The sequence below is a fragment of the Providencia sp. PROV076 genome, from assembly GCF_028483405.1.
Taxonomy (GTDB): Bacteria; Pseudomonadota; Gammaproteobacteria; order Enterobacterales; family Enterobacteriaceae; genus Providencia; species Providencia huaxiensis.
Window position 1 is genome coordinate 42,519 of the sequence record NZ_JAMPRR010000008.1, and the last position, 23,864, is coordinate 66,382.

A 23,864-nucleotide genomic window follows, 5' to 3' on the forward strand; every position below is an offset into this window, starting at 1 on the left:
CGGTAGAAAATCAGCCTTTTCTACCGTTTCACACATTAACTCATAACAATCGTCTGTTTTTCATCTTCATCAACCGCAAAGCACGCAACCAACTGTTGGTTATATTCCTTCAGTGTTGGCTGGAATTGCGTACACTGACCGAATGCTCTACGGCAACGCGCTGCAAATGCGCACCCCGGCGGCGGGTTCAAAGGGCTTGGCAACTCTCCCGTTAACTTAATACGTTCGCGCCGAGCATCTGGGTTCAATCTCGGTGTAGCGGATAATAACGCTTGGGTATAAGGGTGAAGAGGGTTATTAAAAATCTGCTCTTTTGTCCCTTTCTCCACACAGCGGCCTAAATACATCACCATGACTTCATCAGCAATATGCTCTACCACTGATAAATCGTGTGAAATAAAGACATAAGACAAACCTAAATCTTGCTGTAAATCCATCATCAGATTTAATACTTGAGCACGAACAGACACATCCAGTGCGGAAACGGGTTCATCTGCAACCACGATATCAGGGTCAAGCATTAAACCACGAGCTATCGCGATACGTTGACGTTGGCCACCAGAAAACATATGGGGGTATCGGCTATAGTGCTCTGTTTTCAAACCCACTTTAGCCATCATGGATAATACTTTTTCTTTGCGTTGCTCTTTCGATAACGAAGTATTAATCAATAGCGGCTCTTCCAAAATTTGCCCCACCTTTTTACGTGGGTTCAGCGAGCCATAAGGGTTTTGAAATACAATTTGGATTTTTTGGCGACGCAATTTCTCTGCAGACTTATCTTTTACTAACAAGTCTTGGTCTTGATAATACAACTCACCTTCAGAAGGTTGCTCAATCATGGTTAATAAACGACCCAATGTCGATTTACCACAACCGGACTCCCCAACCACTGCCAGTGTTTTACCTCTTTCTAGTTCAAAAGAGACTCCATCCAATGCTTTTAAGGTTTTCTCAGCAGCAAAAACCCCTCTTTTGACAGAATAATATTTTTTCAAATCCACCGCTTTGAGCAATGGAGTGTGTTGTTTGTCACTCATAGTGTTGGCCTCCCCATATCATCCAGCGGCATATGGCATTTGACTTGGCGATCACCAACGGTTTGTAACATTGGCTCTTCTTGACGGCATATCTCCGTTGCATACGGACAACGTGGGTTTAATAAACAGCCCACTGGCCTATCGTATTTTCCCGGTACCACACCAGGAAGCGAGGCTAAACGGGATTTATTCGTCGCAAATTCCGGCAAGGCACGTAATAGCGCTTGTGTATAAGGATGGCGTGGATGTTTAAAAATATCACTTGCTTTGGCGGACTCAACCACCTGCCCCGCATACATCACAATAATATGATGTGCAGCTTCTGCCACTAAAGCGAGGTCATGAGTGATAAGCACTAATGCCATATTTTCTTGTTGCTGCAATTCCAACAACAATTCAATGATTTGGGCCTGAATAGTGACATCTAGCGCTGTTGTCGGCTCATCTGCAATCAATAATTTAGGTCGACATGCGATCGCCATAGCAATCATCACACGCTGGCTCATTCCTCCTGACAACTGGTGAGGATACACATCTAAACGTGATTGTGGGTCAGGGATCCCCACCATATCTAACAGGTCGATAGCCCGCTGTTTGCGTGTACTTTTGCTCCCGCCTTGATGCACTTTCAATGCTTCAATGATCTGATACCCCACGGTAAAACAAGGGTTTAAACTGGTCATCGGATCTTGGAAAATCATCGCAACATCGGCACCAACAATCTGCCTGCGTTCTTTTTCAGGGATCGACAGCAAATCACGTCCATCAAATTTTAATGAATCTGCCATTACTTTCCCGGGGTAATCGATCAACCCCATAATCGCGAGTGAACTCACCGATTTACCTGAACCCGACTCACCAACAATACCAACGACCTGGCCTTTATCAACGCTATAGCTGATGCGGTCAACGGCGCGAAACGGTGCTTTTTCGTCTCCGAAATGTACCGAAAGTTGTTCTACATTTAACAATGCCATTTAGTTACCTCATCACTGCTTGAGTTTTGGATCAAATGCATCACGTAACCCATCACCCATCAGGTTGAACGCAAGCACCGTCAATAAAATTGCTAATCCAGGAAAAGTCACTACCCACCATGCGCTTTGTGCAAATTGCAACACATCAGACAGCATCGTTCCCCATTCAGGAGTCGGTGGCTGTGCGCCCATTCCGAGGAAACCCAAAGCAGCCATATCTAAAATGGCATTCGAAAAACCTAAAGAGGCCTGTACAATCAAAGGTGCCAAACAGTTAGGCAAAATATTGACAAACATTTGACGAGCCGCTCCTGCACCTGCAACTCGGGAGGCAGTGACATAATCACGGTTGACTTCCACCAGTACTGCCGCACGCGTCAGCCTGATATAATGTGGCAAGGCAACAAACGTCAAAGCAATAGAAGCGTTAACAATGGACGGGCCGAAAATGGCCACCAGCACCAATGCTAATAATAGGCTTGGTAATGCCAGCATGATGTCAACAACTCGCATAATTAATGCGTCAACGACACCGCCAAAATAACCTGCGATTACTCCGATGGTAACACCCGCAATTAGTGATAATACGACCACCAAGCAGCCAACTAACAGCGATAAACGAGCGCCATACATTAAGCGAGAGAGTAAATCACGCCCAATATCATCAGTTCCTAAAATAAATTGCCAACTTCCCCCGTCCTGCCAAACAGGTGGAACAAGTAAAAAATCACGAAATTGTTCATCTGGGGCATGCGGAGCTAATACTCCCGCAAAAATCGCAATCAGCACCATCAGGATAATGTAGAACATCCCGACAACGGCCCCTTTGTTACGTTTAAAATAGTGCCAAAACTCTTGTAATGGTGTCATCGGCTGCGGGGCGCTGACAACAGTTGGCTCAGTAGATTGAGACATTTAGCGCTCCTTATTTCTTATGGCGAATACGTGGGTTTACAATGCCATACAGCACGTCGACCACTAAGTTTACGAGGATGATCAGTGTAGCAACCAGCAGGACGCCCCCTTGTACTACAGGGTAGTCACGGCGCTGTAGTCCTTCGATTAACCAGCGTCCTAACCCAGGCCATGAGAAAATAGTTTCTGTTAAAATAGTCCCTGCTAGCATCACCCCAACCTGTAAGCCAATTACCGTGACCACTGGTAATAATGCGTTGCGTAATGCGTGAATTAAAATGACGCGCGCGCGGCCAAGACCTTTGGCACGAGCAGTCCGAATATAGTCTTCTCCCAATACTTCCAACATTGACGAGCGAGTCATGCGCACAATAACGGCTAATGGGATCGTACCTAAAACAATAGAAGGCAATATTAAGTGCTCTACTGCATCAATAAAGTCACCATCCTCCCCCCAAATTAGGGTATCAATTAGCATAAAACCGGTCAGAGGCTGGGAGTCATCAAGAAAAACGGTGTCACTGACTCGGCCGGCTACTGGAGTGAGGTCTAACTGCACCGACACTAGCATGATGAGCATGATCCCCCACCAGAAGATAGGCATTGAGTAACCCGTTAAAGAAAGGCCGATTGCAGTATGGTCAAAAATTGACCCACGTTTTACTGCCGCTAAAACTCCAACAGGGATCCCAACAGAAACCGCAAAAATCATGGCGCAAGTGGCCAGTTCAACGGTCGCTAAAAAACGAGGTAAAAACTCTTCCCACACACCAATACGGCTTTTTAGGGAAATCCCTAAATCACCATGAAATATCCCATTGATGTAATGGAGATATTGCTTCCAAAGTGGCTGATCAAGCCCTAGTTCAGCCATTAAATAAGCATGCCTTTCAGGGGATAATCCCCTTTCACCTGCCATGATCATCACCGGGTCACCCGGGATCATGTGGACAAAAGCAAAGGTTAATAATGTAATACCGATAAACGTGGGGATCACAAGCCCCAATCGTCGGAGGATAAATTGCAACATATCCTGAATCTCTTTAATAATGCCGTTGACGGCTCTTAGTCCGTTTGGCTACTCAGAAAATCGCTTTTCCGGGTGCTCACAAACAACTTAACTTTTCCGCTTCTTCTAGAGAAGAAAACGCCCTCCGCTCTAAACCAGCAACGAAGGGCATAGACAGATTAGATACGATTACTTCTCAATATCGACGTTTTCGAAGTGGTGTTTGCCTAGTGGGTCAACCACATAGCCTTTGACTTCTTTACGTACCGGCTCAAACACCGTGGAGTGTGCAATGATGAGGGCTGGTGCCTGTTCATTCATCACAACTTGCGCTTGCTTGTACAGTTCAACTCGTTTGTCGTGATCTGCTGTTTGGCGTGCTGGTTGGATCAAGTTCTCAAAGCTTTCATTACACCATTTTGAGTAGTTAGAACCTTGCTCTTTTGCTGCACAGCTAAATAAGGTTGCAAAGAAGTTATCAGGGTCCCCATTGTCACCCGTCCAACCCATCATTACCGTTTGTGGCTCGCCATCTTTCGCACGTTTGAGGTATTCGCCCCACTCATAGCTAACAACCTTTGATTTAACGCCAACTTTAGCCCAGTCTGCTTGGATCATTTCAGCCATACGGCGTGCATTTGGGTTATACGGTCGTTGAACAGGCATCGCCCACAAGTCAATTTCAAAGCCATTCGGGAAACCTGCTTCTGCTAATAGGGCTTTTGCTTTTTCAGGGTTATATTCGTAGTCGTTTACAGCGTCGTTATAGCCCCACATTGTCGGTGGGATCAGGTTTTTCGCTTTTTGGCCTGCACCTTGATAAACCGCTTCAATAATTGCATCTTTGTTCACCGCCATAGACAGCGCTTGGCGAACTTTTTGATTATCTAACGGTTTTTTCTCGACATTATAAGAGAGGTAACCGACGTTTAGGCCTGGTTGCTCCATTAACGTAATGTCTTTATCTTGCTTCATACGCTCTAAATCAGCCGGATTTGGATATGGCATGACTTGGCATTCATTTTTTTGCAGTTTTGCATAACGAACGGAAGCATCTGGCGTGATAGAGAAGACTAAACGGTCAAGTTTAGGTTTTGTGCCCCAATATTGGTCGTTGGCTTTATAAAGAATACGGGAGTCTTTCTGATACTGTTGCAGAACAAATGGGCCTGTTCCGATTGGGTTTAAGTCTACTTTTTCTGGCGTACCCGCTTTCAACATCTGGTCTGCATATTCAGCAGAAAGAATGGATGCGAAATCCATTGCCATATCCGCTAAGAATGGAGATTCAGGACGAGTTAACGTAATTTTTACTGTGTTATCATCGACTTTTTCAACTTTATCGATAATTTTATCCATATCCATTCCCATAAAGTATTCATAGCTGCCACCTGAAACTTTATGGTATGGGTGATTTGCATCTTTTTGACGCATAAATGTATAGATTACATCGTCCGCATTCAAATCACGGCTTGGCTTAAATTCTTTATTCGAGTGCCATTTGACACCTTTACGTAGATGGAAAGTATATTCTTTACCATCATCACTCACTTCCCAGCTTTCCGCTAGGCCCGGTTCGATTTCCGTCGTTCCTAATTTGAATTCCACTAAGCGGTTATACAGTGGAATTGAACTTGCATCATAGGTTGTTCCTGACGTGAACAACTGTGGGTTAAAGCCCTCAGGGGAGCCTTCTGAACAATAAACTAACGTTTTTGCCTGTACTGATGCTGATACTGCTAATGCTGCCAATGTAAGCCCTACAGTCAGTAGACCTGTCTTTTTAATAGAGCGCATCTGTATGCTCCTATGGTGTTCATGTTGTTTTGCTTGATGCCTAAATCCGTCATAAAAGCGACAGATGTAGTATCTGTATTTTTTGTTATTCATTGTGCAATTAATCAACTGTTACTCACTTCGTCAATAGCCACATTTATGACTCACCCACAATCTATGTAACACATTAGAAACAATTAGCACTGCAATTTAGCTTAAAATTTCACAGTAGAGGACAAGATGCAGGCGTTATAACCATATAATTAATAGTGAATAGGGTTTTATGTTGAGGTTATTTATTTTTATATTTGTGATTAAGTGCTGAATTACTGAACGAATATAGTGCTTTTATTGGTGTAGTGCGAAATAAAACACTAAAGAGAATTGATATGGAAATTATTTTAGTATGTAATAATTTAGTTTGTTTTATAAGCAAATAAAAAACATTCAGCTGACTATGCTAAACAAAATTTTAACCAACTGATAACTTAAAGAATAAAATAACACTGATAAGGGTTTGTATTCTATTTGCCCAAATACAGAATATGCTTTAATACCAACGATAAAAGCTACAATTACCTAGTATTAATTCGGTCATTCCTCAATGATGCAATTGTCTATCTTAACCCTATGATTTAACTAATAATGAAACCTTACCTGAAGACCCGTACTCATTGAATTAACCAACAGCTGATCAGTTTGCCAAATTGGAGTCTCCGTAAATAAATGATATGACAAACGCCCTATTTGGCCTTTAGCTCCAACTCTACCACCCAGCAATAGATTTTCTTTCCAAAAGGTCCCCCTATCATTTGATGTTGTTCCTAAACCTAACGAGGTATATAAAGCCATATATGGCCATGGGCTCTGCCAGAGGACCTCACTTTGTAGCTTTAAACTATTATCTCCCATATCAAAGGACTCGGCTCCTCCAATAAAACCGCTAACGCCTCCAAAACCAATAAATGACTCTTGCTCTAATAAAACATCTAACTTATCACGACTTAGTTGCACATCAAGTTGGCTTTCATATTGAAAAGGAGAGGCCACCCTCATTGCAGAAGCCGAAACTTGTAAAACCTGTGGCTTATTTAAACCTGTAACTTGCTGTGCATTTGCACCAAACCAGCTAGTTCCTTGTTTATACTTTAATGCAATTAAAGCGCTACCCTGTAAGAAGTTAACCTGATGAGTCAGCTCACCAATAATGTAATGAGCCAAACGTTGTTGTGTTTGTAAGTGTAGGTTGGACAAAAACGTGTCGCTCCTTTGGCTTTCAGACCCTAGGCTTAATGAAGTCATCGCGTTTTCTGTTCGCTTTAATAAATACTCGGCTTGTAATAATAAGAAACTGTTATGCTGCTTCAGTGGTAGAACAACATCATTGCTGGCAATGACCGTTTTATTTTTCTGGTATCCACTCAATATTGAAAACAACCAGTATTGATAAGGAAGAGAATAAAACAGCATGGCTGATTTGACTTCGGTTTCTTCGGTGTTACTAAATTGACGGCTAATATTTGAATATAAAAAATCATTTAGTAACAAAGGATTAGCAACCATAAAAGTATGGCTAACTGTATTTGTATTGCCTACCTGATGGGCCTTTGAGTGTGACTCAAAGGAGAGAGTACCTTGAAATTCGCGCCGATGCTGGCCTAGCACTATAATTTGAGTGGCGTTTTCATGCTTATCATCTGCAATTAATTTGACTTGAAAAGGGATTAAAGATGCATTTTGTAAGTTATACAAACCTTGCTCAACTTGTCGCAGATTAAGCGTATCCCCTAGCTGAAAAGGAAATATATGTTGAAGTGATTTATCTTCTGCCTGCTCATGTTGATAAACCACTGAAGAAACTGTTCCTGCTATTATTTTTGCTTGCAAGATACCAAATAGAAAAGTTTGCTCTGGGTAATACAAGTAAGAGGTTAAATAGCCTGCATGAACTAGCTCTGCCGTAATGTCATCCGCATATTTAAGCAAGCCTTGTTCATCAATGCACTGGCCTTCTATTTTTTGCCGCCATCTATTCACTTGGCTACGAGCGATTTCCTTTACTTGATCAAGCCCAATGAAATGTACTTGATTCATCATGATACAAGTAGAGGGGACTTGGATAATACCATTTGGAGGCGCTATAGGCGTGCTATAAGCTTTAAAGCCAATAATGGTACAAAAACTGAATAAGAAGCAGCAAAGATGTATCGATAAAACGTTATCAACTTTCATTAACGAGTCCTTGTAATGAAAAAGCGTTTTTACCTAAAACAACATGAGTGAGTCAGCTTATATATCAACAGAGATAGGTTATTGAGTGCAAGCCAAGTTAGTCTGAAATAGTTGAGGTGAAAAATAGGAAGGGTTAAAAACGAAAAAACCCACCTCAATGAGGTGGGTTTTAGAATTTGGTCGGCGAGAGAGGATTCGAACCTCCGACCCACTGGTCCCAAACCAGTTGCGCTACCAAGCTGCGCTACTCGCCGAAAACGGTGTGAATAATACTGCCAAGAACGGAGGTCGTCAACCCATTTTTCGCCAATTCTGTTCGTTTGCCGATAAAACCACCAAAATGGTAAGGTTTATATGCAAGCCGCCTTATTTAAAGCAAAAAATAAGCACTAAAATATTTTAGTGCTTATTTATCAAACAGGTTAGAGTTTATAAAAATAGCATTAACAACACGCTAATAACTCAATTTTAAGCCTATTGCAGTAAAGAAATATCCGCTACTCTTAAGAATAACTCACGTAACTGGCTTAATAGTGTCAAACGATTAATACGAACCGCTTGGTCTTCATCCATTACCATCACATTTGCAAAGAATTCATCCACGATATCGCGTAAAGAAGCTAATTCAACTAAGGCCTCTTGATAATTCCTTTCTGCAAACATTGGCGCAAGCTTATCTTGTAATACCACAACGTGAGTCGCCAGTTTGACTTCTTCAGGCATTTTTAGAACAGAGGCTAAAACGTTGTCCGCAAGTTTTTCTTCTGATTTGCTCAGAATATTGGAAACACGTTTATTTGCCGCTGCAAGTGCCTGTGCTTCGTCTAATGAACGGAAGTGAGTAACTGCTTTCACTCGCGCATCAAAGTCAGCAGGTTGTGTTGGGTGACGAGCTAATACCGCTTGAATGGTATCGATACTATAGCCTAATTCTTGATACCAAGAACGGAAACGACCAAGCATGAACTCAACAACGTCACTAACCACATTTTCATTGGTTAATTTATCACCGTATAAGCGAGCCGCTTCTTCTGTCATCTCAACGAGATCAAGCTGATAGCCTTTCTCAACAATAATGCGTAAGACACCTAACGCAGCACGGCGCAGAGCAAATGGGTCTTTATCGCCTTTAGGATGTTGGCCGATACCAAAAATCCCCGCAAGCGTATCCATTTTTTCAGCCAGTGCTAATGCTGCTGAAACGTCAGTCGATGGAAGTGCATCCCCTGAAAAACGCGGTTGGTACTGCTCTTTTAAAGCTAATGCAACATCTTCTGACTCACCATCATGGCGTGCGTAGTGCATTCCCATAACACCTTGAGTGTCTGTGAACTCAAACACCATGTTAGTCATTAAGTCACATTTTGCTAATAGACCAGCTCGTGTTGCATGATTTACATCCGCACCAATTTTGCTCGCAACCCAGCCAGCTAATGCTTCTAAACGGTCTGTTTTATCACGCAATGTACCTAATTGTTTCTGGAACAATACGGTTTCTAAGCGTGGTAAGTTATCTTCCAAACGTTGTTTACGGTCAGTCTTAAAGAAAAATTCGGCATCCGCTAAACGTGGGCGTACGACTTTTTCGTTACCTGAGATGATTTGCTGAGGATCAGAAGACTCAATATTGGCCACAAAGATAAAGTTAGGCATTAGCTTGCCAACCTTATCATAAACTGGGAAATATTTTTGGTCCCCTTTCATGGTGTAAACGAGCGCTTCTGAAGGAACTTCTAAGAATTTCTCTTCAAATTTAGCTGTTAAAACGACTGGCCATTCAACCAATGACGTCACTTCTTCAAGCAAGCTATCCGTTAAGTCAGCTTGGCCACCAAGAGCCTGAGCTGCTTTTTCTGCATCCGCTTTAATCACCGCTTTACGTTCTTCGTAATCCGCCATGACTTTACCGCGTTCACGTAAAATGGCTGGATATTGTTCAGCGTTATCAATAGTAAATTCAGCTTCACCCATAAAGCGGTGGCCACGAATTGTGCGCCCGCTCTTGATACCTAAGATTTCACCATCAATCACATCACTACCTAGCAGTAATGTGACTGTATGAACAGGGCGAACGAATTGGGTATCTTTATCAGCCCAGCGCATTAATTTAGGAATTGGTAGTTTTGCTAGCGCACGGCTAGTCATATCAACCAATAACTCACTAACGGCCTGCCCTTTCACTTGAGCACGATATAGTAGCCATTCGCCTTTATCTGTGGTCAAACGCTCAGCTTGATCAACGGTAATACCACAACCACGAGCCCAGCCTTCAGCGGCTTTAGTCGGTTGACCATCTGGACCGAATGCCTGAGAGATAGCAGGGCCGCGCTTTTCAACTTCACGGTCTGGCTGTGAAGCCGCTAAATCAGCGACTTTAAATGCTAACCGACGGGGAGCAGCAAACCACGTTACTGCACCATGAGCGATATCAGCACCATCAAGTTCAGCCGTAAAATTTGCAGCAAATGATTCAGCTAATGAACGAAGAGCCTTCGGCGGTAACTCTTCGGTGCCGATTTCCACAAGGAAAGTCTGTTGAGTCATGACAGCCTCTTAGTTCTTATGACACATAGGGAATCCAAGCGCTTCACGAGAAGCATAGTACGCTTCTGCAACCCCTTTAGTTAGGGTACGAATACGTAAAATATAGCGTTGGCGTTCAGTAACAGAAATGGCTTTACGTGCATCTAGTAGGTTGAAAGTGTGAGCCGCTTTCAAGATACGTTCGTATGCAGGTAGTGGAAGTGGCGTTTCCAAAGCCAGCAAGTGTTGAGCTTCTTTTTCATACTCGTCAAAACATTTGAACAGAAAATCAACATTTGCGTATTCGAAGTTATAGGTTGATTGCTCAACTTCGTTTTGATGATAAATATCACCATAGGTAGTTTTACCCAATGGACCATCACACCAGACAAGGTCATACACGCTGTCCACGCCTTGAATATACATGGCTAAGCGTTCTAGGCCGTATGTAATTTCACCCGTTACCGGTTTACACTCAAGACCACCGACCTGCTGGAAGTAAGTAAACTGAGTCACTTCCATCCCGTTAAGCCATACTTCCCAACCTAGTCCCCAAGCACCAAGTGTTGGGTTTTCCCAGTTATCTTCAACAAAACGAATGTCGTGAACGGTTGGGTCAACACCTAATTCTTTTAAAGAACCAAGGTATAATTCTTGGATGTTATCGGGTGATGGTTTGATGATCACCTGAAACTGATAATAGTGTTGTAGACGGTTTGGGTTTTCACCATAGCGACCATCAGTAGGTCGACGGGATGGTTGGACATAAGCCGCAGCAATAGGCTCAGGGCCTAATGCACGCAAACACGTCATTGGGTGAGAAGTTCCTGCGCCGACTTCCATGTCCAATGGTTGAACAATGGTACAGCCTTGACGCGCCCAGTAGTCCTGTAATGTCAGGATTAGACCTTGGAAGGTTTTGGTATCAAACTTTTGCATGTTAGATCCGCACGCGATACGTAAAATTTAATGAAAGTACGCCAGTATACCCTTTGACCGCAAGATATACAGCATTGAATATGTCTGTATTTATTCTAAAAATAAAAAAAAATACTTTCACCCCTTTTAAACTGGTTATTTATACAGTATAAATAATTTGTTTTTTGAAACAAGGTTATTGAAACTGTAAAAAGGATGAAAAATGGATACTTCCCTGACACGCTGCCATTGGGTTAATCAAGATCCTGAATATATCGCTTATCACGACCATGAATGGGGTAAACCCACTTATGGCAACTTAGCATTATTTGAAATGCTTTGCCTTGAAGGCCAACAAGCCGGGCTCTCTTGGTACACTATTTTAAAAAAACGCCAAGGATATCGTGACTTATTTCATCATTTCGATCCTACAAAAATCGCATTAATGAGTGAGAATGATGTTGAACGACTTATGCAAGATACTCGAATTATCCGTAACCGACTAAAAATTAATGCGATTATCGCGAATGCAAAAGCCTATTTAGCGATGAAAGACAATGGTGAAGATTTTTCCACTTTTATTTGGCAATTTGTAAATGGTCAACCCATTGTCAATGGTTGGGAAAAACCATCACAAGTCCCTGCGGAAACTGAAATTTCTAAGCTTCTTTCCAAGGCGCTCAAAAAACGTGGGTTTAAATTTGTCGGTTCGATCACTTGTTATGCCTTTATGCAGGCAACTGGCATGATTAATGACCATTTAGTGAATTGTTGCCAATTTAAATAAATTAGTTTTTATCGGTGTAACTTACCAAGGAAAAAGAAAAATAAACCACCAAGGCATTAACATTGCAATATTTTAACTCGACAAATTAGAAACTTTCGATATTTTACATTAAAAAAAGATGTGAATGGGTGGTTGAACTCTGAGAAGTAGCAGAGTATGTTTTAAATTCCATTAACAATCTAATAAATATATGTGAATAAATGCGATGATATTTTCTAAATTTGGTAATAAATTTGCTCAAAATTCAGGTATTTCATTATTAATGAAAGACTTGAATGAAGGCATAAGAACCCCTGGCTCCATTATGTTAGGGGGTGGAAATCCAGCTCATATCCCTGAAATGGATAAATATTTCCAAGATCTATTAGCTGAAATGTGTGCTAATGGCCAATTGACGGACACTTTATGTAATTATGATGGTCCTCAAGGTAAAGATGCCATGTTGAAAGCGCTTGCAGCAACGCTAAAAGCAAAACTAGGTTGGAACATTAGCGCGAAAAATATTGCCCTATCTAACGGCAGCCAGAGCGCTTTTTTCTATCTATTTAACTTGTTAGCCGGTCGCTTTGAAGATGGTATCACCCGTAAAGTCCTCTTCCCTCTTGCCCCTGAATATGTCGGTTACGCGGACTCAGGGCTTGACGATGACTTATTCGTCGCGAACAAACCACAAATTGAATTTTTACCTAATGGCCAATTTAAGTACCGGGTGGACTTCAACACATTAGAAGTTACTGATGACATTGGTGTTATTTGTGTGTCTCGTCCAACAAACCCAACCGGTAATGTCATTACAGATGAAGAAGTTGAGCATTTAGATCAATTAGCTAAACAACATAATATCCCATTATTAATAGATAATGCTTATGGTGTTCCTTTTCCTGGCATTATCTTCAGCGAAGCTACGCCATTTTGGAACGAAAATGTCATTCTTTGTATGAGTTTATCTAAACTTGGTTTACCTGGAACTCGATGCGGCATTATCATCGCTAATGAAGAAATCATTGAAGCCGTTAGTAATATGAATGGTATCATTAGCCTTGCGCCTGGTGGCATAGGCCCTGCACTTGCTTTAGAAATGCTCAAAAAAGATGATCTTATCTCATTATCTAAGAATGTAATTGGCCCTTTTTATAAGCAACGTGTGGAAGAAGCCATCGAAATTATTCGCCGCTATATTCCAGAAGATAAATGTTTGATTCATAAGCCTGAAGGTGCCATTTTCCTTTGGTTATGGTTTAAAGACTTACCAATTAATTGCTTAGAATTATACCAACGCTTAAAGAAACGCGGTGTATTGATGGTTCCTGGCCACTACTTCTTTCCCGGTATCGAACAAGATTGGCCACATGCACATCAATGTATGCGCATGAACTATGTCCCTGAACCAGAAAAAATTGAACAGGGGATCAAGATATTAGCTGAAGAACTAGAAAAAGCTTATCAAGAAGTAACCTGTTAGGTTGCAAAATAACAAAGGGCTTTTAAGCCCTTTAATTGCAATTTTTAGGTAAAAAAAAGCCCTTTCATGCAGAAAGGGCTAAAAATTAGCGAGAACTCCGTAATTGAAATCAAATTAATTTTTCAATACGAATATCATTCAGAACCATTAGAACATCTTTTCTATTTGGTTATTGCTTGAACAAAAGCACTTTTTGCCCCTATATATCGTGATACTTTTTAATGGCCTTCTTCTATATCCATCATGAATACTCACCTATCCAATTGAAAAACAAGCCTTAAACAGTGTTAGTTCTTCATCAAGTGGATTATCACATTTAACTAAACGGCCCAAAATAAAATGGCGAGTAATTGAGGAGAAATAATCCTTAAAAACATCGCTAATGGATAAACTGTTGCATAAGATAATGCGGGTGCACCGCTGGTCGCATGAATATTATTTGCAAATGCTAATGCAGGAGGGTCCGTCATGGAACCTGCTAGCACCCCGCAAAGGCTCAGATAGTTCATTTTGCCAAAAATTCGAGCTACAACACCTGTAATAAATAGCGGCACAAACGTGATCAATAACCCATAGCCAATCCACGTCAGCCCATCGCCTTTAATTAAAGTATCAATGAAGCCACCACCTGAATTGAGCCCAACCACAGCGAGGAACATGACAATCCCCAACTCTCTCAACGCCAAATTTGCACTCGGAGGCATGAACCAATATAAACGCCCGATAGTCCCTATACGACCTAGAATTAATGCAACAACTAGTGGGCCTCCCGCTAATCCAAGTTTTAGCGCTGCAGGAAAACCTGGAACAAAAACAGGTATTGACCCCAGTACAACCCCAAGCCCTATTCCAAGGAACACAGGTAACATTTGAACTTGCTGTAGTTTTTGTTTCGCATTGCCTAACAAAGCGGTGACAGCTTCAATTGACTCAGGACGCCCAACAATATTTAAAATATCGCCAAATTGTAAAACTGAATTGTTATTAGCCACTAAATCAATACCCGTACGGTTTAATCGTGTAACAACAACGTCATATTTTTGTTTTAAATTTAAGTCTTTAAGCCTTTTACTTAATACGGCATCATTCGTTACTACTACACGAACGGAATGCAAAATAGAGCTTGATGTCGAAAGGGATGCATCAACTTCCTCACCTAATATTAAGCGAACTTTATTTAAATCGTCTTTCAAACCAACAACGTGCAATAGATCCCCTAAATGGATCTCTGTTGTGGGCTGAGGGACAACAAGCATATCTCCACGTTTTAATCTTGAACAAACAATCGCTTCACTACCAAGTAGTGGGATGTCTTGCATCATTAAGCCATCAAGATTAGCGTTACGAATGGCAATATTCATGGTCTGCAGAGAATCGCGCTGTTGAAAATTAGAACTATTAAATGCGGAAGCTTCTTTATCTACTGAGATCCTAAAAATAATGCGTACTAACCACATTACTAATAATATGCCACAAATCCCCATAGGATATGCCATGGCATAACCCATTCCCATCTGGTCAACAAGGTTAGGATCAGAGCCTAAATCAGATAAAATTTGCTGACCAGCACCTAAAGATGGGGTATTCGTGACTGCACCTGAAAAAATACCTAAAATAATAGGTAATGGGATATTCGCAACTTTATATATAATTGCCGTTACCACCGCACCTAAGACAACCACCATCAGCGCAAAACCATTTAGTTTCAGGCCAGAAACACGTAAAGAAGAGAAAAAACCAGGCCCGACCTGAATACCAATCGTGTATACAAACAGTATCAAGCCAAACTCTTGAATAAAATGCAGCATGTCTTTATTCAGTTGTAAGCCGTAACTTTGGGCAAAATGCCCAACGATGATCCCCCCAAATAGGACACCACCAATACCCAGCCCAACACTACGGATCTTCCAATTACCAATCCATAATCCTAAAGCAGCAGCTAACGCCAACAAACTTACAGTAAGAGCTAATTCACTCATAGACCGCATCCTTTTGACGACAAGTTACCCATTAAACACACCCAAATAGGCGATAAAACAGACTACTGAATCGATTATGCCAAATAGCCTGAGGGTAATATGTGCCATAGAGCACAGTTCAGAATGAATAAGTGACCTATTTTTTTAGAATTTTCAAACTGATAACAAATATAAAATAGTATGTCTTTATTTCTTAACGTTATTTACCATTCATCGAATAGATACTGAAGGTAAACATTTTTAGTTAATAGCTACAAGGAAACTATTAACTAAAAAAATACATACGGTTAAATAAAATAATAATATGACGCCATTATTGTGAATTTCTTGTTTTTCGTTATTATAAGTCAATATTAGGAATAACAAACTAAATACAGGTTAACAACGTCTATGCCGAGTTTAATTTCAATACGATTCTGTTTCCTTATCGCACCTCTTATTTTGAGTGGTTGCTCGAGTATTATGACCCATGCGGGCCCATCAGAAGGTTATTACCCTGGTTCTAAAAATAGTATTAAAATGATAAAAGATGATGAAACTGGTTGGGTCGTTAAACCTTTACTTGCTATTGATTTACCTTTTTCTGTTGTTATGGATACTCTTTTAATTCCTTTAGATTACGCTAAATCAGGTAATGATGATAAAGCTGATTCACCCAAAAAACGTATAGAAGAACTTGAAAAGAAAGATAAAACGAAAAAGTAATTTAGGATCAATCAAACGTTTATAATTAAAATGTCATTGTGTACTAAATGTATTTATTAATACATTATTTTTAACCTAACTAAGATCTGGCAAATCATTCATGTAATATTACTTTAATTATTAATTTTTTATGACAATAGCCTTTCTTAACTTAAATATTCTATTTGTAAACATCGCCATACTCGACATGCGAATAATTAACAATTAAATGATTAGAATTTTAATTAGAGTGTAATAAAAATAATTACGAATAAAAAAGTTAATCCGAACTTTTTTATCCATAATTATAGAAACCTAATTATTTTATTTACCGCTTTAAACCCGTTTCTACTGTATAAATCTGCCTAAATCCATCAATATCACGCATGAATGCGATCAATTCATCATTAGGTGAAAATACAATGGCATCAGCAACAGGAGCAGGCTCAGTCCATTCTGTTAATTTTTGCATAACCCCAGTCACAACATGACAATACATAACGCTATTGTCACGAATAAAGCAGATATGCTCACCTTTACTATCCCAGTTAAAGGCAGACTGAAGCGGTGAAGAGCCATGCGTTATTTGCCTTTGCATTCCAGTTAGCGTATCAACTAACCATAACTGAGCGTTGCCGTCATCATCATTCATCAAACAAGCGATCGATTTACCATCTGGCGAAGTTCTAAGCCAATGTCGTGGTTGTTTTGCTAAACCAGGAAATTTTTTATCCTGTGTGTAAGTTAAACGCCTTTGCTGTATCCCCCTCGGAGGAGAAGGCATGCTCGATTCTGTTCCTTGGATGGGAAATTCCCCTGCAATCATGTAATCCTCAAGCTGTGAAGGCAAATCAACAATGTAGATCTCAGGGATAATTTCTCCATTTGTAGAATGAGTATCGCCAATAAATACCAGTGCTCTTTCCTGCCACTCCCCACTCTGTTTTTGATAGCCTTTTTGACCTACCCAGCCCTCTTCGTATGCACGGCTAATTTCATCGCTGCAAGGTTTAGGCTGCGGTGTAGTCTGGGTCACAACACAACAAAAATAGTCGCCATTGTATTCTCGGTTATGTTTTTTGGGATTTACATTGACAGGCCCGATAGGTACAGCAATCGCAACATTCCGTTGGTCTAATTGCACATCTAATTCATGCATTACATGGTCGTTATATGTAAAACTCAGCCACTTTCCGTCTGGACTAAAAACATGAACATGAGTGCCCCCACGTAACGCCCCCACTAAATAAGGCGGAGTAATACACATAGCATCAATGGGGTGAACGACGTTTAATTGTTCGTCTTTAACATACACCCCTCTTCGGTGGTGAAAATCATATTGCCACTGATCATCTGGGTACTCAGGGCCATGTATAAACGCATATTGAATTGGCGGTTGAGGACTTACAGTTACCACCCCAACGTGAGCCCCATGACTTGCACGGTAAACCTCAACGACCTGTTGTGTTTTTACATGAATTTTTTCTATAGATAAACCTGTAAAAGAACTACCATTTGGCCTTATATCGTACGCTAGCCACTGGCTATCTGGTGTCCAGACATTAATGTTCGTTAGTTGATGGCTTCGCTCATCGTACGTTAAACGTGTTTCTTTATAGGGCAATTTATTATTCAATCTGTTATCCTTTGACATCATTTAATATCGCTATCGGATTACTTTAACTAATCTAGTTTAATCAACACTAGAAAATCTCAGTCGAGAAGTTTCACAAGTAATATTACCCTTTAGCAACAACCTTAGTCCTGAACAAAACTACCATGTTATTAAGTGTACTTTATATTATTGGTATCACCGCAGAAGCCATGACGGGTGCGCTTGCCGCTGGCAGGCGAAAAATGGATGTCTTTGGTGTCATCATTATTGCGTCTGCGACAGCGATTGGCGGTGGTTCCGTACGTGATATGTTACTTGGCCATTACCCCTTAGGCTGGGTGGAACACCCTGAGTATATCCTGACAGTTGCGGGCGCTGCTATTGTGACAATTTGGATAGCTCCGATGATGAAACATTTACGTCGATTGTTCCTCATATTAGATGCTATCGGGCTAATTGTGTTTTCTATACTTGGTGCCCAAATTGCCCTCGATATGCACTACAGCCCAATCATCGCTGCCATTGCAGCAGTAATTACTGGCGTTTTTGGCGGTGTGTTAAGAGACATGCTATGTAATACAATCCCTTTAGTTTTCCAAAAAGAGGTCTATGCTGGCGTCTCTTTCGCTGCCGCTTGGATCTATATTGGCCTATTACAAACTCCTCTGCCTAAAGATATCGTGGTAATTATCACACTCGTTGTTGGTTTAAGCGCAAGGCTAATAGCCATTCGTTATCGTCTTGGTCTACCTATTTTCAATTACGAAAACCAAGATTAACCTAATTCAGCAACAGCTCGTCAGCCATTAATAATTTACTATTGATGGCTGAGTGGCTTTCATACCAGACAAAATACCTAAAATAGATTGGATTTCCGGTTCCGCCAACCAATTAGCCAATTTTTTCCTTTGTAATTCTGTCAAATTTATACTGTTAACCCATGAGGGGTCATACAGCATACCTATGTCAGTCACTTTTCCTACTTGTACCTTAGGCAGTGGAATTGCCAAACCTTTTAACCAAAACCAAATAGGTTGAGCCTTTGCCATTTTCAGTTGCTTTACTAACAGTTGGTGCTTTTTCCCCTTAGGTAAATCGTTTTGCCATTGCTCTGACAACCAAGTTGTTAGTTGAGTAAGGTTATTGTTCTCTACCCATTGGTGCCATGTGGCTTCATTTATCCCTCGAATACCGAGTTGTTTGCCTAACCATGTTAGCCTCGCTACAAATTGCTGTGAGCAAGACTTCGTATAAGTCAGGCAGCTGAGCGCGTGAAACTGCTTTAAGCTTGATGTATCTGGATATTCACGTTTCTCTCGCCGCCAAACAATGTCTTCAATTTTTGGACTTCCGAGACCTGAAAGAGAGACAAGTATTTTATCTCCAACAAGTAAATCTCGCTTTTCCCATGATGATAGTGAGCCAGCATTTACCTTTGAAATAGTTTTCGAGTCAATATTGACGGGAGTGATTTCGGCAACGACACTGACTCTTCCTGTTCTGCCTATATTGAATTTGAATTTAGTTACCTCTGATAACACACTGCGCAATGGGTATTTCCATGCAATCGCCCAGCTATTTTGTTTTGATTGCCAAGCTGATGCCGCTGGTGCTGGAAAATTTTTAAGTACTATGCCATCGGTAGCAAACGGTAATTGACCTTGGTAATAGTATTCCCTTAATTCCTTAGCCTGGGTTTTATTTTCAATTTTATGGCTATATTGCTCAGCAAGCGGAAAACCTATCTCAGAAAGTAATGTTAATTGTGTTTTTGGATTAGCATCTCCCGCAGGCCACGCCCAGATAAAAACACCAATATTTTCTTCAGGGGCCGTTGGTGCACTTTTTCGCATTAACCACCCAGCAATCTTATTACGCACATTTACTCCCCCCCTTTTAGCTTGAATGTGCCCATTCATACGCCAAAATAGTTCCCCTTGAAGCACTAACGTACCTGAATATTTGATTTGTTTGGGTATTGCAGGAATGAAATCTGCTTTTGCTCGCCACTCTATTCCTTCAACACTATTTCCTCGGCTGATCATGGAAACAAGCTTGCCATTCTTATAAACCAGCGTTACCGCAACACCGTCGACTTTAGGTTGCAACCAAATATTTTTACGTGTTTCTATCCAACTATGAACTTCTAATTCATTAAGTTTCTTCAACCCTGTGTGAGGAATTGGATGCGTAGTTAGCTGTGATTTTTCAGGTAATAGCACTTCCGGCAATTCTTCGGGGAGTTGCTGGCATCGTTGCAAAAAACGCCATAAATTAAATAGCTGGTCATAAGCTTCATCACTAATCGAACTGCTACCCGCCAAACGGTAAGCTTGGTTCCACTGTTGTAATTGTTTCCCTAACCGGTAACTCTCCTGCCTAATTATTTTACTATTTTGTTCTTCACACTGTTCATTAATAGCGCTTTGCTGCGCGGCTTGGGCAATATTAATACATACCATTACTCCCAAAATTAACCCGCTCAACCTATAAGCGAACGCTAACCAATAACCATACAAAATATGAATCATAACTATTCCTTGTTATTACTAATCCATTGTAATGCTATCTTTAAAGCATTTTCCTCATTCGCTAAGCATGAAACACCTTTTCTCTGCCTTCATCCCCAAAAGAAATTATTTGCAAAAAGCTTCGCAAAACGAATGTTGCTTTCATGAGTAATAAGTTAATTTCTCGAGCCCGTTCACAATTTAGTTATGAATCAAATTCATTTAATTAAAATTCATGATTTATTGATATCGCTGCATGTTGATGCAAGTACGTGTATACTATGTCGGGTTTATCACCATCTTTTATGTTTAATCCTCGACTATTCAAGAAATCATCATGATACAAGGCACGTTATATATTGTTTCTGCCCCTAGTGGTGCAGGGAAATCAAGTCTGATTCAGGCTTTATTAAAAACACAACCATTGTATGACACACAGGTTTCCGTTTCTCATACAACTCGAGCTGCACGTCCAGGAGAAGCCCATGGCGAGCACTATTTCTTTGTATCTGAAACTGATTTTTTACAAATGGTCGACAAAGGCGAGTTCTTAGAACATGCCTGTGTTTTTGGGAATTATTATGGGACGTCCAAACCCATCATTGAAGATGTATTAAATAGTGGTGTAGATGTTTTTCTTGATATCGATTGGCAGGGAGCCCAGCAAATTAGGGATAAAATGCCTGAAGCACGCAGTATTTTTATTCTCCCACCATCAAAAGATGAACTTTATCGTAGGCTACGTGGACGTGGGCAAGACAGCGATGAAGTTATAGAAAAGCGTATGTCACAAGCAGTAGGTGAAATTGAACATTTCAACGAGTATGATTACCTTATTGTTAATGATGATTTCAATACCGCGCTAAGCGATTTACAATCTATTATCCGTACTGAGCGTTTAAAGTTAGCGCGTCAGATTCAGCGACATGATGCTTTAATCAGCAAATTACTAGCAGACTGAGAATAGTTTCAGTATCATATCAGGTCATTTTTTTATTTCTTTGGAGTAGCACACTTATGGCACGCGTAACTGTTCAAGACGCAGTAGAAAAAATTGGTAACCGTTTTGACCTCGTATTGGTTGCGGCACGTAGAGCTCGTCAGTTACAAACGGGTGGAAAAGACCCTTTAGTTCCTGAAGAAAATGATAAATATACTGTTATCGCATTGCGTGAAGTAGAAGAAGGTTTAATCAACGGTCACATTTTAGATGTGCGTGAGCGCCAAGAACAGCAAGAGCAAGATGCGGCTGAAATGCAAGCGGTTTCTGCAATCGCTGAAGGTCGTCGCTAATCACTAAGGTGGGTCTGCCTTGTATCTGTTTGAAAGCCTTAATTTAGTTATTCAAAAGTATCTTCCTAAAGAACAAATTGAATTACTAAGAAAAGCCTATGTTGTTGCACGGGATGCCCATGAAGGACAGACCCGTTCGAGTGGTGAGCCTTATATTACTCATCCAGTTGCTGTTGCTTGTATTCTTGCTGAAATGCGTTTGGACCATGAAACACTAATGGCAGCGCTACTTCATGATGTGATTGAAGATACTCCAGCGACATTTCAAGACATAGAAGAATTGTTTGGCACCACCGTCGCCGGTCTCGTTGAAGGTGTATCCAAACTAGACAAGCTCAATTTTCGCGACAAAAAAGAAGCTCAAGCAGAAAACTTCCGCAAAATGATCATGGCGATGGTAAAAGACATCCGTGTCATTTTGATAAAACTGGCAGACCGCACTCACAATATGCGCACGCTAGGGTCACTTAGGCCCGATAAACGTCGGCGTATTGCACGTGAAACCCTTGAAATATATAGCCCGTTAGCCCACAGGCTAGGTATACACCACATCAAAACAGAGCTTGAAGAGCTTGGTTTTGAAGCGTTATATCCCAACCGTTATCGTGTTATTAAAGAAGTCGTCAAAGCGGCTCGCGGTAACCGAAAAGAGATGATCCAAAAAATTCTCTCGGAAATTGACGGTAGGCTTACCGAGGCGGGTGTTCCTTGTCGCGTCAGCGGCAGAGAAAAACATCTTTATTCCATCTATCGCAAAATGCACCAAAAAGAGCAACGTTTCCACTCCATCATGGATATCTATGCTTTTAGGGTAATTGTGAAAGATGTGGATACTTGCTACCGCGTTTTAGGCCAGATGCACAGTTTATACAAACCGCGTCCGGGGCGTATTAAAGACTATATTGCTATCCCTAAAGCCAACGGCTATCAATCGCTACATACCTCACTTATTGGGCCACATGGCGTTCCTGTAGAAGTGCAAATTCGCACAGAAGACATGGACCAAATGGCTGAAATGGGGGTTGCTGCACATTGGGCCTATAAAGAGCAAGGTGAACAAGGTACAACGGCACAGGTTAGAGCTCAACGTTGGATGCAAAGCCTACTTGAGTTACAACAAAGTGCAGGTAGCTCGTTTGAATTTATTGAAAGCGTTAAGTCGGATCTATTTCCAGATGAAATCTACGTTTTCACCCCAGAAGGCCGTATTGTTGAATTACCTACGGGTGCAACACCTGTTGATTTTGCATATGCGGTACACACAGATATTGGCCATGCTTGCGTGGGGGCTCGTGTTGACCGTCAGCCTTATCCACTTTCGCAATCCCTGACGAGTGGCCAAACTGTTGAAATTATTACTGCGCCAGGTGCTCGTCCAAATGCAGCATGGCTCAATTTTGTTGTCAGCTCGAAAGCGCGAGCCAAGATCCGCCAATTATTGAAAAACTTGAAACGCGAAGATTCTATTAACTTAGGTCGCCGTTTGCTCAACCATGCACTAGGGACAGGAAATAAACTCACTGATATCCCTCAAGCCAATATTGATGCAGAATTAGCACGCATGAAGCTGCACTCTATAGACGACTTGCTTGCTGAAATTGGGTTGGGTAACGCAATGAGTGTGGTTGTCGCACGAAACCTACAAAACAATCCACAAAATGCACCTGAAGAACAAGTGTTAGTTGAAAGCCGAAATAAACTGTCTATCAAAGGTGCAGATGGCGTTTTAATCACCTTTGCAAAATGTTGTCGCCCTATTCCCGGTGACCCAATTGTTGCACATATTAGTCCTGGAAAAGGTCTGGTTATCCACCATGAATCCTGCCGAAATATCCGTGGTTATCAAAAAGAACCCGATAAATTTATGGCGGTTGAATGGGACAATGACACCGACACCGACTTTATCGCTGAAATTAAAGTGGATATGATTAACCATCAAGGCGCTTTAGCGAATTTAACCGCTGCTATTAATGACGCTAACTCAAGTATTCAAAGTATGAATACAGAAGAAAAAGATGGCCGTGTATATTGTGCCTTTATTCGCCTTACGACTAAAAACCGTGTTCAATTGGCAAATGTGATGCGGAAAATCCGTATTATGCCTGACGTTCTACGTGTTAGCCGAAACCGTAATTAACGACCAT

The 23,864-nt window shown here is 41.1% G+C and carries 18 protein-coding genes and 1 tRNA gene; 7 read left to right on the forward strand and 12 right to left on the reverse strand.

What is annotated here, in order from left to right:
- Positions 1–35 precede the first annotated feature (35 nt).
- From dppF to glyQ, 9 genes are all read right to left on the reverse strand, one after another.
- Positions 36–1,040 (reverse strand): dipeptide ABC transporter ATP-binding subunit DppF, encoded by a 1,005-nt coding sequence (gene dppF, locus PSF67_RS06675; RefSeq protein WP_195698069.1) that lies wholly within the window; start codon positions 1,038–1,040, stop codon positions 36–38.
- Positions 1,037–2,017: a dipeptide ABC transporter ATP-binding protein gene (dppD, locus tag PSF67_RS06680; RefSeq protein ID WP_102138867.1), complete on the reverse strand. Its 981-nt coding sequence runs from the start codon at positions 2,015–2,017 to the stop codon at positions 1,037–1,039. Before dppD ends, dppF begins: the two co-directional genes overlap by 4 nt.
- A gap of 12 nt (positions 2,018–2,029) precedes the next feature.
- Positions 2,030–2,932 carry a dipeptide ABC transporter permease DppC gene (gene dppC / locus PSF67_RS06685; protein WP_102138866.1) on the reverse strand — a complete coding sequence of 301 codons (903 nt, stop codon included), beginning with the start codon at positions 2,930–2,932 and terminating at the stop codon, positions 2,030–2,032.
- A 10-nt stretch (positions 2,933–2,942) separates the two neighbouring features.
- On the reverse strand, positions 2,943–3,962 hold the full coding sequence (gene dppB, locus PSF67_RS06690) for a dipeptide ABC transporter permease DppB (protein WP_272676671.1): 1,020 nt from the start codon (positions 3,960–3,962) through the stop codon (positions 2,943–2,945).
- 168 nt (positions 3,963–4,130) lie between these two features.
- Entirely contained in the window at positions 4,131–5,738 is a 1,608-nt protein-coding gene (gene dppA, locus PSF67_RS06695) for a dipeptide ABC transporter periplasmic-binding protein DppA (protein WP_102138864.1), read from the reverse strand.
- 618 nt (positions 5,739–6,356) lie between these two features.
- Positions 6,357–7,949: a ShlB/FhaC/HecB family hemolysin secretion/activation protein gene (locus tag PSF67_RS06700; protein WP_272676672.1), complete on the reverse strand. Its 1,593-nt coding sequence runs from the start codon at positions 7,947–7,949 to the stop codon at positions 6,357–6,359.
- 177 nt (positions 7,950–8,126) lie between these two features.
- Positions 8,127–8,203 (reverse strand) — tRNA-Pro (locus PSF67_RS06705).
- Positions 8,204–8,423: 220 nt separating this feature from the next.
- The gene (gene glyS / locus PSF67_RS06710; RefSeq protein WP_272676673.1) at positions 8,424–10,493 is read right to left on the reverse strand and encodes a glycine--tRNA ligase subunit beta; all 2,070 of its coding nucleotides are present in this window, start codon (positions 10,491–10,493) and stop codon (positions 8,424–8,426) included.
- Between the two features lie 9 nt (positions 10,494–10,502).
- A complete protein-coding gene (glyQ, locus tag PSF67_RS06715; RefSeq protein WP_102138861.1) occupies positions 10,503–11,411 on the reverse strand; it encodes a glycine--tRNA ligase subunit alpha in 909 nt (302 codons plus the stop codon).
- Between the two features lie 202 nt (positions 11,412–11,613).
- On the opposite strand from glyQ, the gene PSF67_RS06720 reads away from it, so the two are divergent.
- Together PSF67_RS06720 and PSF67_RS06725 are read left to right on the forward strand one after the other, a co-directional pair.
- A complete protein-coding gene (locus PSF67_RS06720; RefSeq protein ID WP_102138860.1) occupies positions 11,614–12,177 on the forward strand; it encodes a DNA-3-methyladenine glycosylase I in 564 nt (187 codons plus the stop codon).
- 205 nt (positions 12,178–12,382) lie between these two features.
- The gene (locus tag PSF67_RS06725) at positions 12,383–13,639 is read left to right on the forward strand and encodes a valine--pyruvate transaminase (RefSeq protein ID WP_195698067.1); all 1,257 of its coding nucleotides are present in this window, start codon (positions 12,383–12,385) and stop codon (positions 13,637–13,639) included.
- 320 nt (positions 13,640–13,959) lie between these two features.
- Here PSF67_RS06725 and PSF67_RS06730 read toward each other — a convergent pair whose 3' ends face one another.
- Complete coding sequence (locus PSF67_RS06730; RefSeq protein ID WP_102138858.1) at positions 13,960–15,618, reverse strand: putative transporter; 1,659 nt, start codon at positions 15,616–15,618, stop codon at positions 13,960–13,962.
- 390 nt (positions 15,619–16,008) lie between these two features.
- On the opposite strand from PSF67_RS06730, the gene PSF67_RS06735 reads away from it, so the two are divergent.
- On the forward strand, positions 16,009–16,323 hold the full coding sequence (locus PSF67_RS06735; protein WP_102138857.1) for a YceK/YidQ family lipoprotein: 315 nt from the start codon (positions 16,009–16,011) through the stop codon (positions 16,321–16,323).
- Positions 16,324–16,630: 307 nt separating this feature from the next.
- Here the strand turns inward: PSF67_RS06735 and PSF67_RS06740 are convergent, their stop codons facing one another.
- The gene (locus tag PSF67_RS06740) at positions 16,631–17,959 is read right to left on the reverse strand and encodes a DUF3748 domain-containing protein (protein WP_195698066.1); all 1,329 of its coding nucleotides are present in this window, start codon (positions 17,957–17,959) and stop codon (positions 16,631–16,633) included.
- A 122-nt stretch (positions 17,960–18,081) separates the two neighbouring features.
- Between PSF67_RS06740 and PSF67_RS06745 the strand changes: the two genes are divergently transcribed.
- A complete protein-coding gene (locus PSF67_RS06745) occupies positions 18,082–18,696 on the forward strand; it encodes a trimeric intracellular cation channel family protein (protein WP_102138856.1) in 615 nt (204 codons plus the stop codon).
- Between the two features lie 27 nt (positions 18,697–18,723).
- On the opposite strand, the gene ligB is transcribed toward PSF67_RS06745, so the two are convergent.
- Complete coding sequence (gene ligB / locus PSF67_RS06750; protein WP_272676674.1) at positions 18,724–20,448, reverse strand: NAD-dependent DNA ligase LigB; 1,725 nt, start codon at positions 20,446–20,448, stop codon at positions 18,724–18,726.
- Between the two features lie 316 nt (positions 20,449–20,764).
- Between ligB and gmk the strand changes: the two genes are divergently transcribed.
- From gmk to spoT, 3 genes are read left to right on the forward strand one after another with little or no spacing between them, the layout of a single operon-like run.
- Positions 20,765–21,388: a guanylate kinase gene (gene gmk / locus PSF67_RS06755; RefSeq protein ID WP_166265946.1), complete on the forward strand. Its 624-nt coding sequence runs from the start codon at positions 20,765–20,767 to the stop codon at positions 21,386–21,388.
- Between the two features lie 56 nt (positions 21,389–21,444).
- A complete protein-coding gene (rpoZ, locus tag PSF67_RS06760) occupies positions 21,445–21,720 on the forward strand; it encodes a DNA-directed RNA polymerase subunit omega (protein WP_102138853.1) in 276 nt (91 codons plus the stop codon).
- Positions 21,721–21,739: 19 nt separating this feature from the next.
- Positions 21,740–23,857, forward strand: coding sequence for a bifunctional GTP diphosphokinase/guanosine-3',5'-bis pyrophosphate 3'-pyrophosphohydrolase (gene spoT, locus PSF67_RS06765; protein ID WP_102138852.1), 2,118 nt, complete (start codon positions 21,740–21,742; stop codon positions 23,855–23,857).
- The last annotated feature ends 7 nt before the right edge of the window (positions 23,858–23,864 follow it).

Excerpts from the sequence above, each read along its gene's own strand:
- ligB (WP_272676674.1), bottom strand. The coding sequence starts at position 20,448 with ATGATTCATATTTTGTATGGTTATTGGTTAGCGTTCGCTTATAGGTTG.
- dppF (WP_195698069.1), bottom strand. The coding sequence starts at position 1,040 with ATGAGTGACAAACAACACACTCCATTGCTCAAAGCGGTGGATTTGAAA.
- glyS (WP_272676673.1), bottom strand. The coding sequence starts at position 10,493 with ATGACTCAACAGACTTTCCTTGTGGAAATCGGCACCGAAGAGTTACCG.
- PSF67_RS06745 (WP_102138856.1), top strand. The coding sequence starts at position 18,082 with ATGTTATTAAGTGTACTTTATATTATTGGTATCACCGCAGAAGCCATG.
- dppD (WP_102138867.1), bottom strand. The coding sequence starts at position 2,017 with ATGGCATTGTTAAATGTAGAACAACTTTCGGTACATTTCGGAGACGAA.
- dppC (WP_102138866.1), bottom strand. The coding sequence starts at position 2,932 with ATGTCTCAATCTACTGAGCCAACTGTTGTCAGCGCCCCGCAGCCGATG.
- PSF67_RS06725 (WP_195698067.1), top strand. The coding sequence starts at position 12,383 with ATGATATTTTCTAAATTTGGTAATAAATTTGCTCAAAATTCAGGTATT.
- PSF67_RS06720 (WP_102138860.1), top strand. The coding sequence starts at position 11,614 with ATGGATACTTCCCTGACACGCTGCCATTGGGTTAATCAAGATCCTGAA.
- PSF67_RS06740 (WP_195698066.1), bottom strand. The coding sequence starts at position 17,959 with ATGATGTCAAAGGATAACAGATTGAATAATAAATTGCCCTATAAAGAA.
- dppA (WP_102138864.1), bottom strand. The coding sequence starts at position 5,738 with ATGCGCTCTATTAAAAAGACAGGTCTACTGACTGTAGGGCTTACATTG.
- PSF67_RS06700 (WP_272676672.1), bottom strand. The coding sequence starts at position 7,949 with ATGAAAGTTGATAACGTTTTATCGATACATCTTTGCTGCTTCTTATTC.
- dppB (WP_272676671.1), bottom strand. The coding sequence starts at position 3,962 with ATGTTGCAATTTATCCTCCGACGATTGGGGCTTGTGATCCCCACGTTT.
- PSF67_RS06735 (WP_102138857.1), top strand. The coding sequence starts at position 16,009 with ATGCCGAGTTTAATTTCAATACGATTCTGTTTCCTTATCGCACCTCTT.
- PSF67_RS06730 (WP_102138858.1), bottom strand. The coding sequence starts at position 15,618 with ATGAGTGAATTAGCTCTTACTGTAAGTTTGTTGGCGTTAGCTGCTGCT.
- rpoZ (WP_102138853.1), top strand. The coding sequence starts at position 21,445 with ATGGCACGCGTAACTGTTCAAGACGCAGTAGAAAAAATTGGTAACCGT.
- gmk (WP_166265946.1), top strand. The coding sequence starts at position 20,765 with ATGATACAAGGCACGTTATATATTGTTTCTGCCCCTAGTGGTGCAGGG.
- glyQ (WP_102138861.1), bottom strand. The coding sequence starts at position 11,411 with ATGCAAAAGTTTGATACCAAAACCTTCCAAGGTCTAATCCTGACATTA.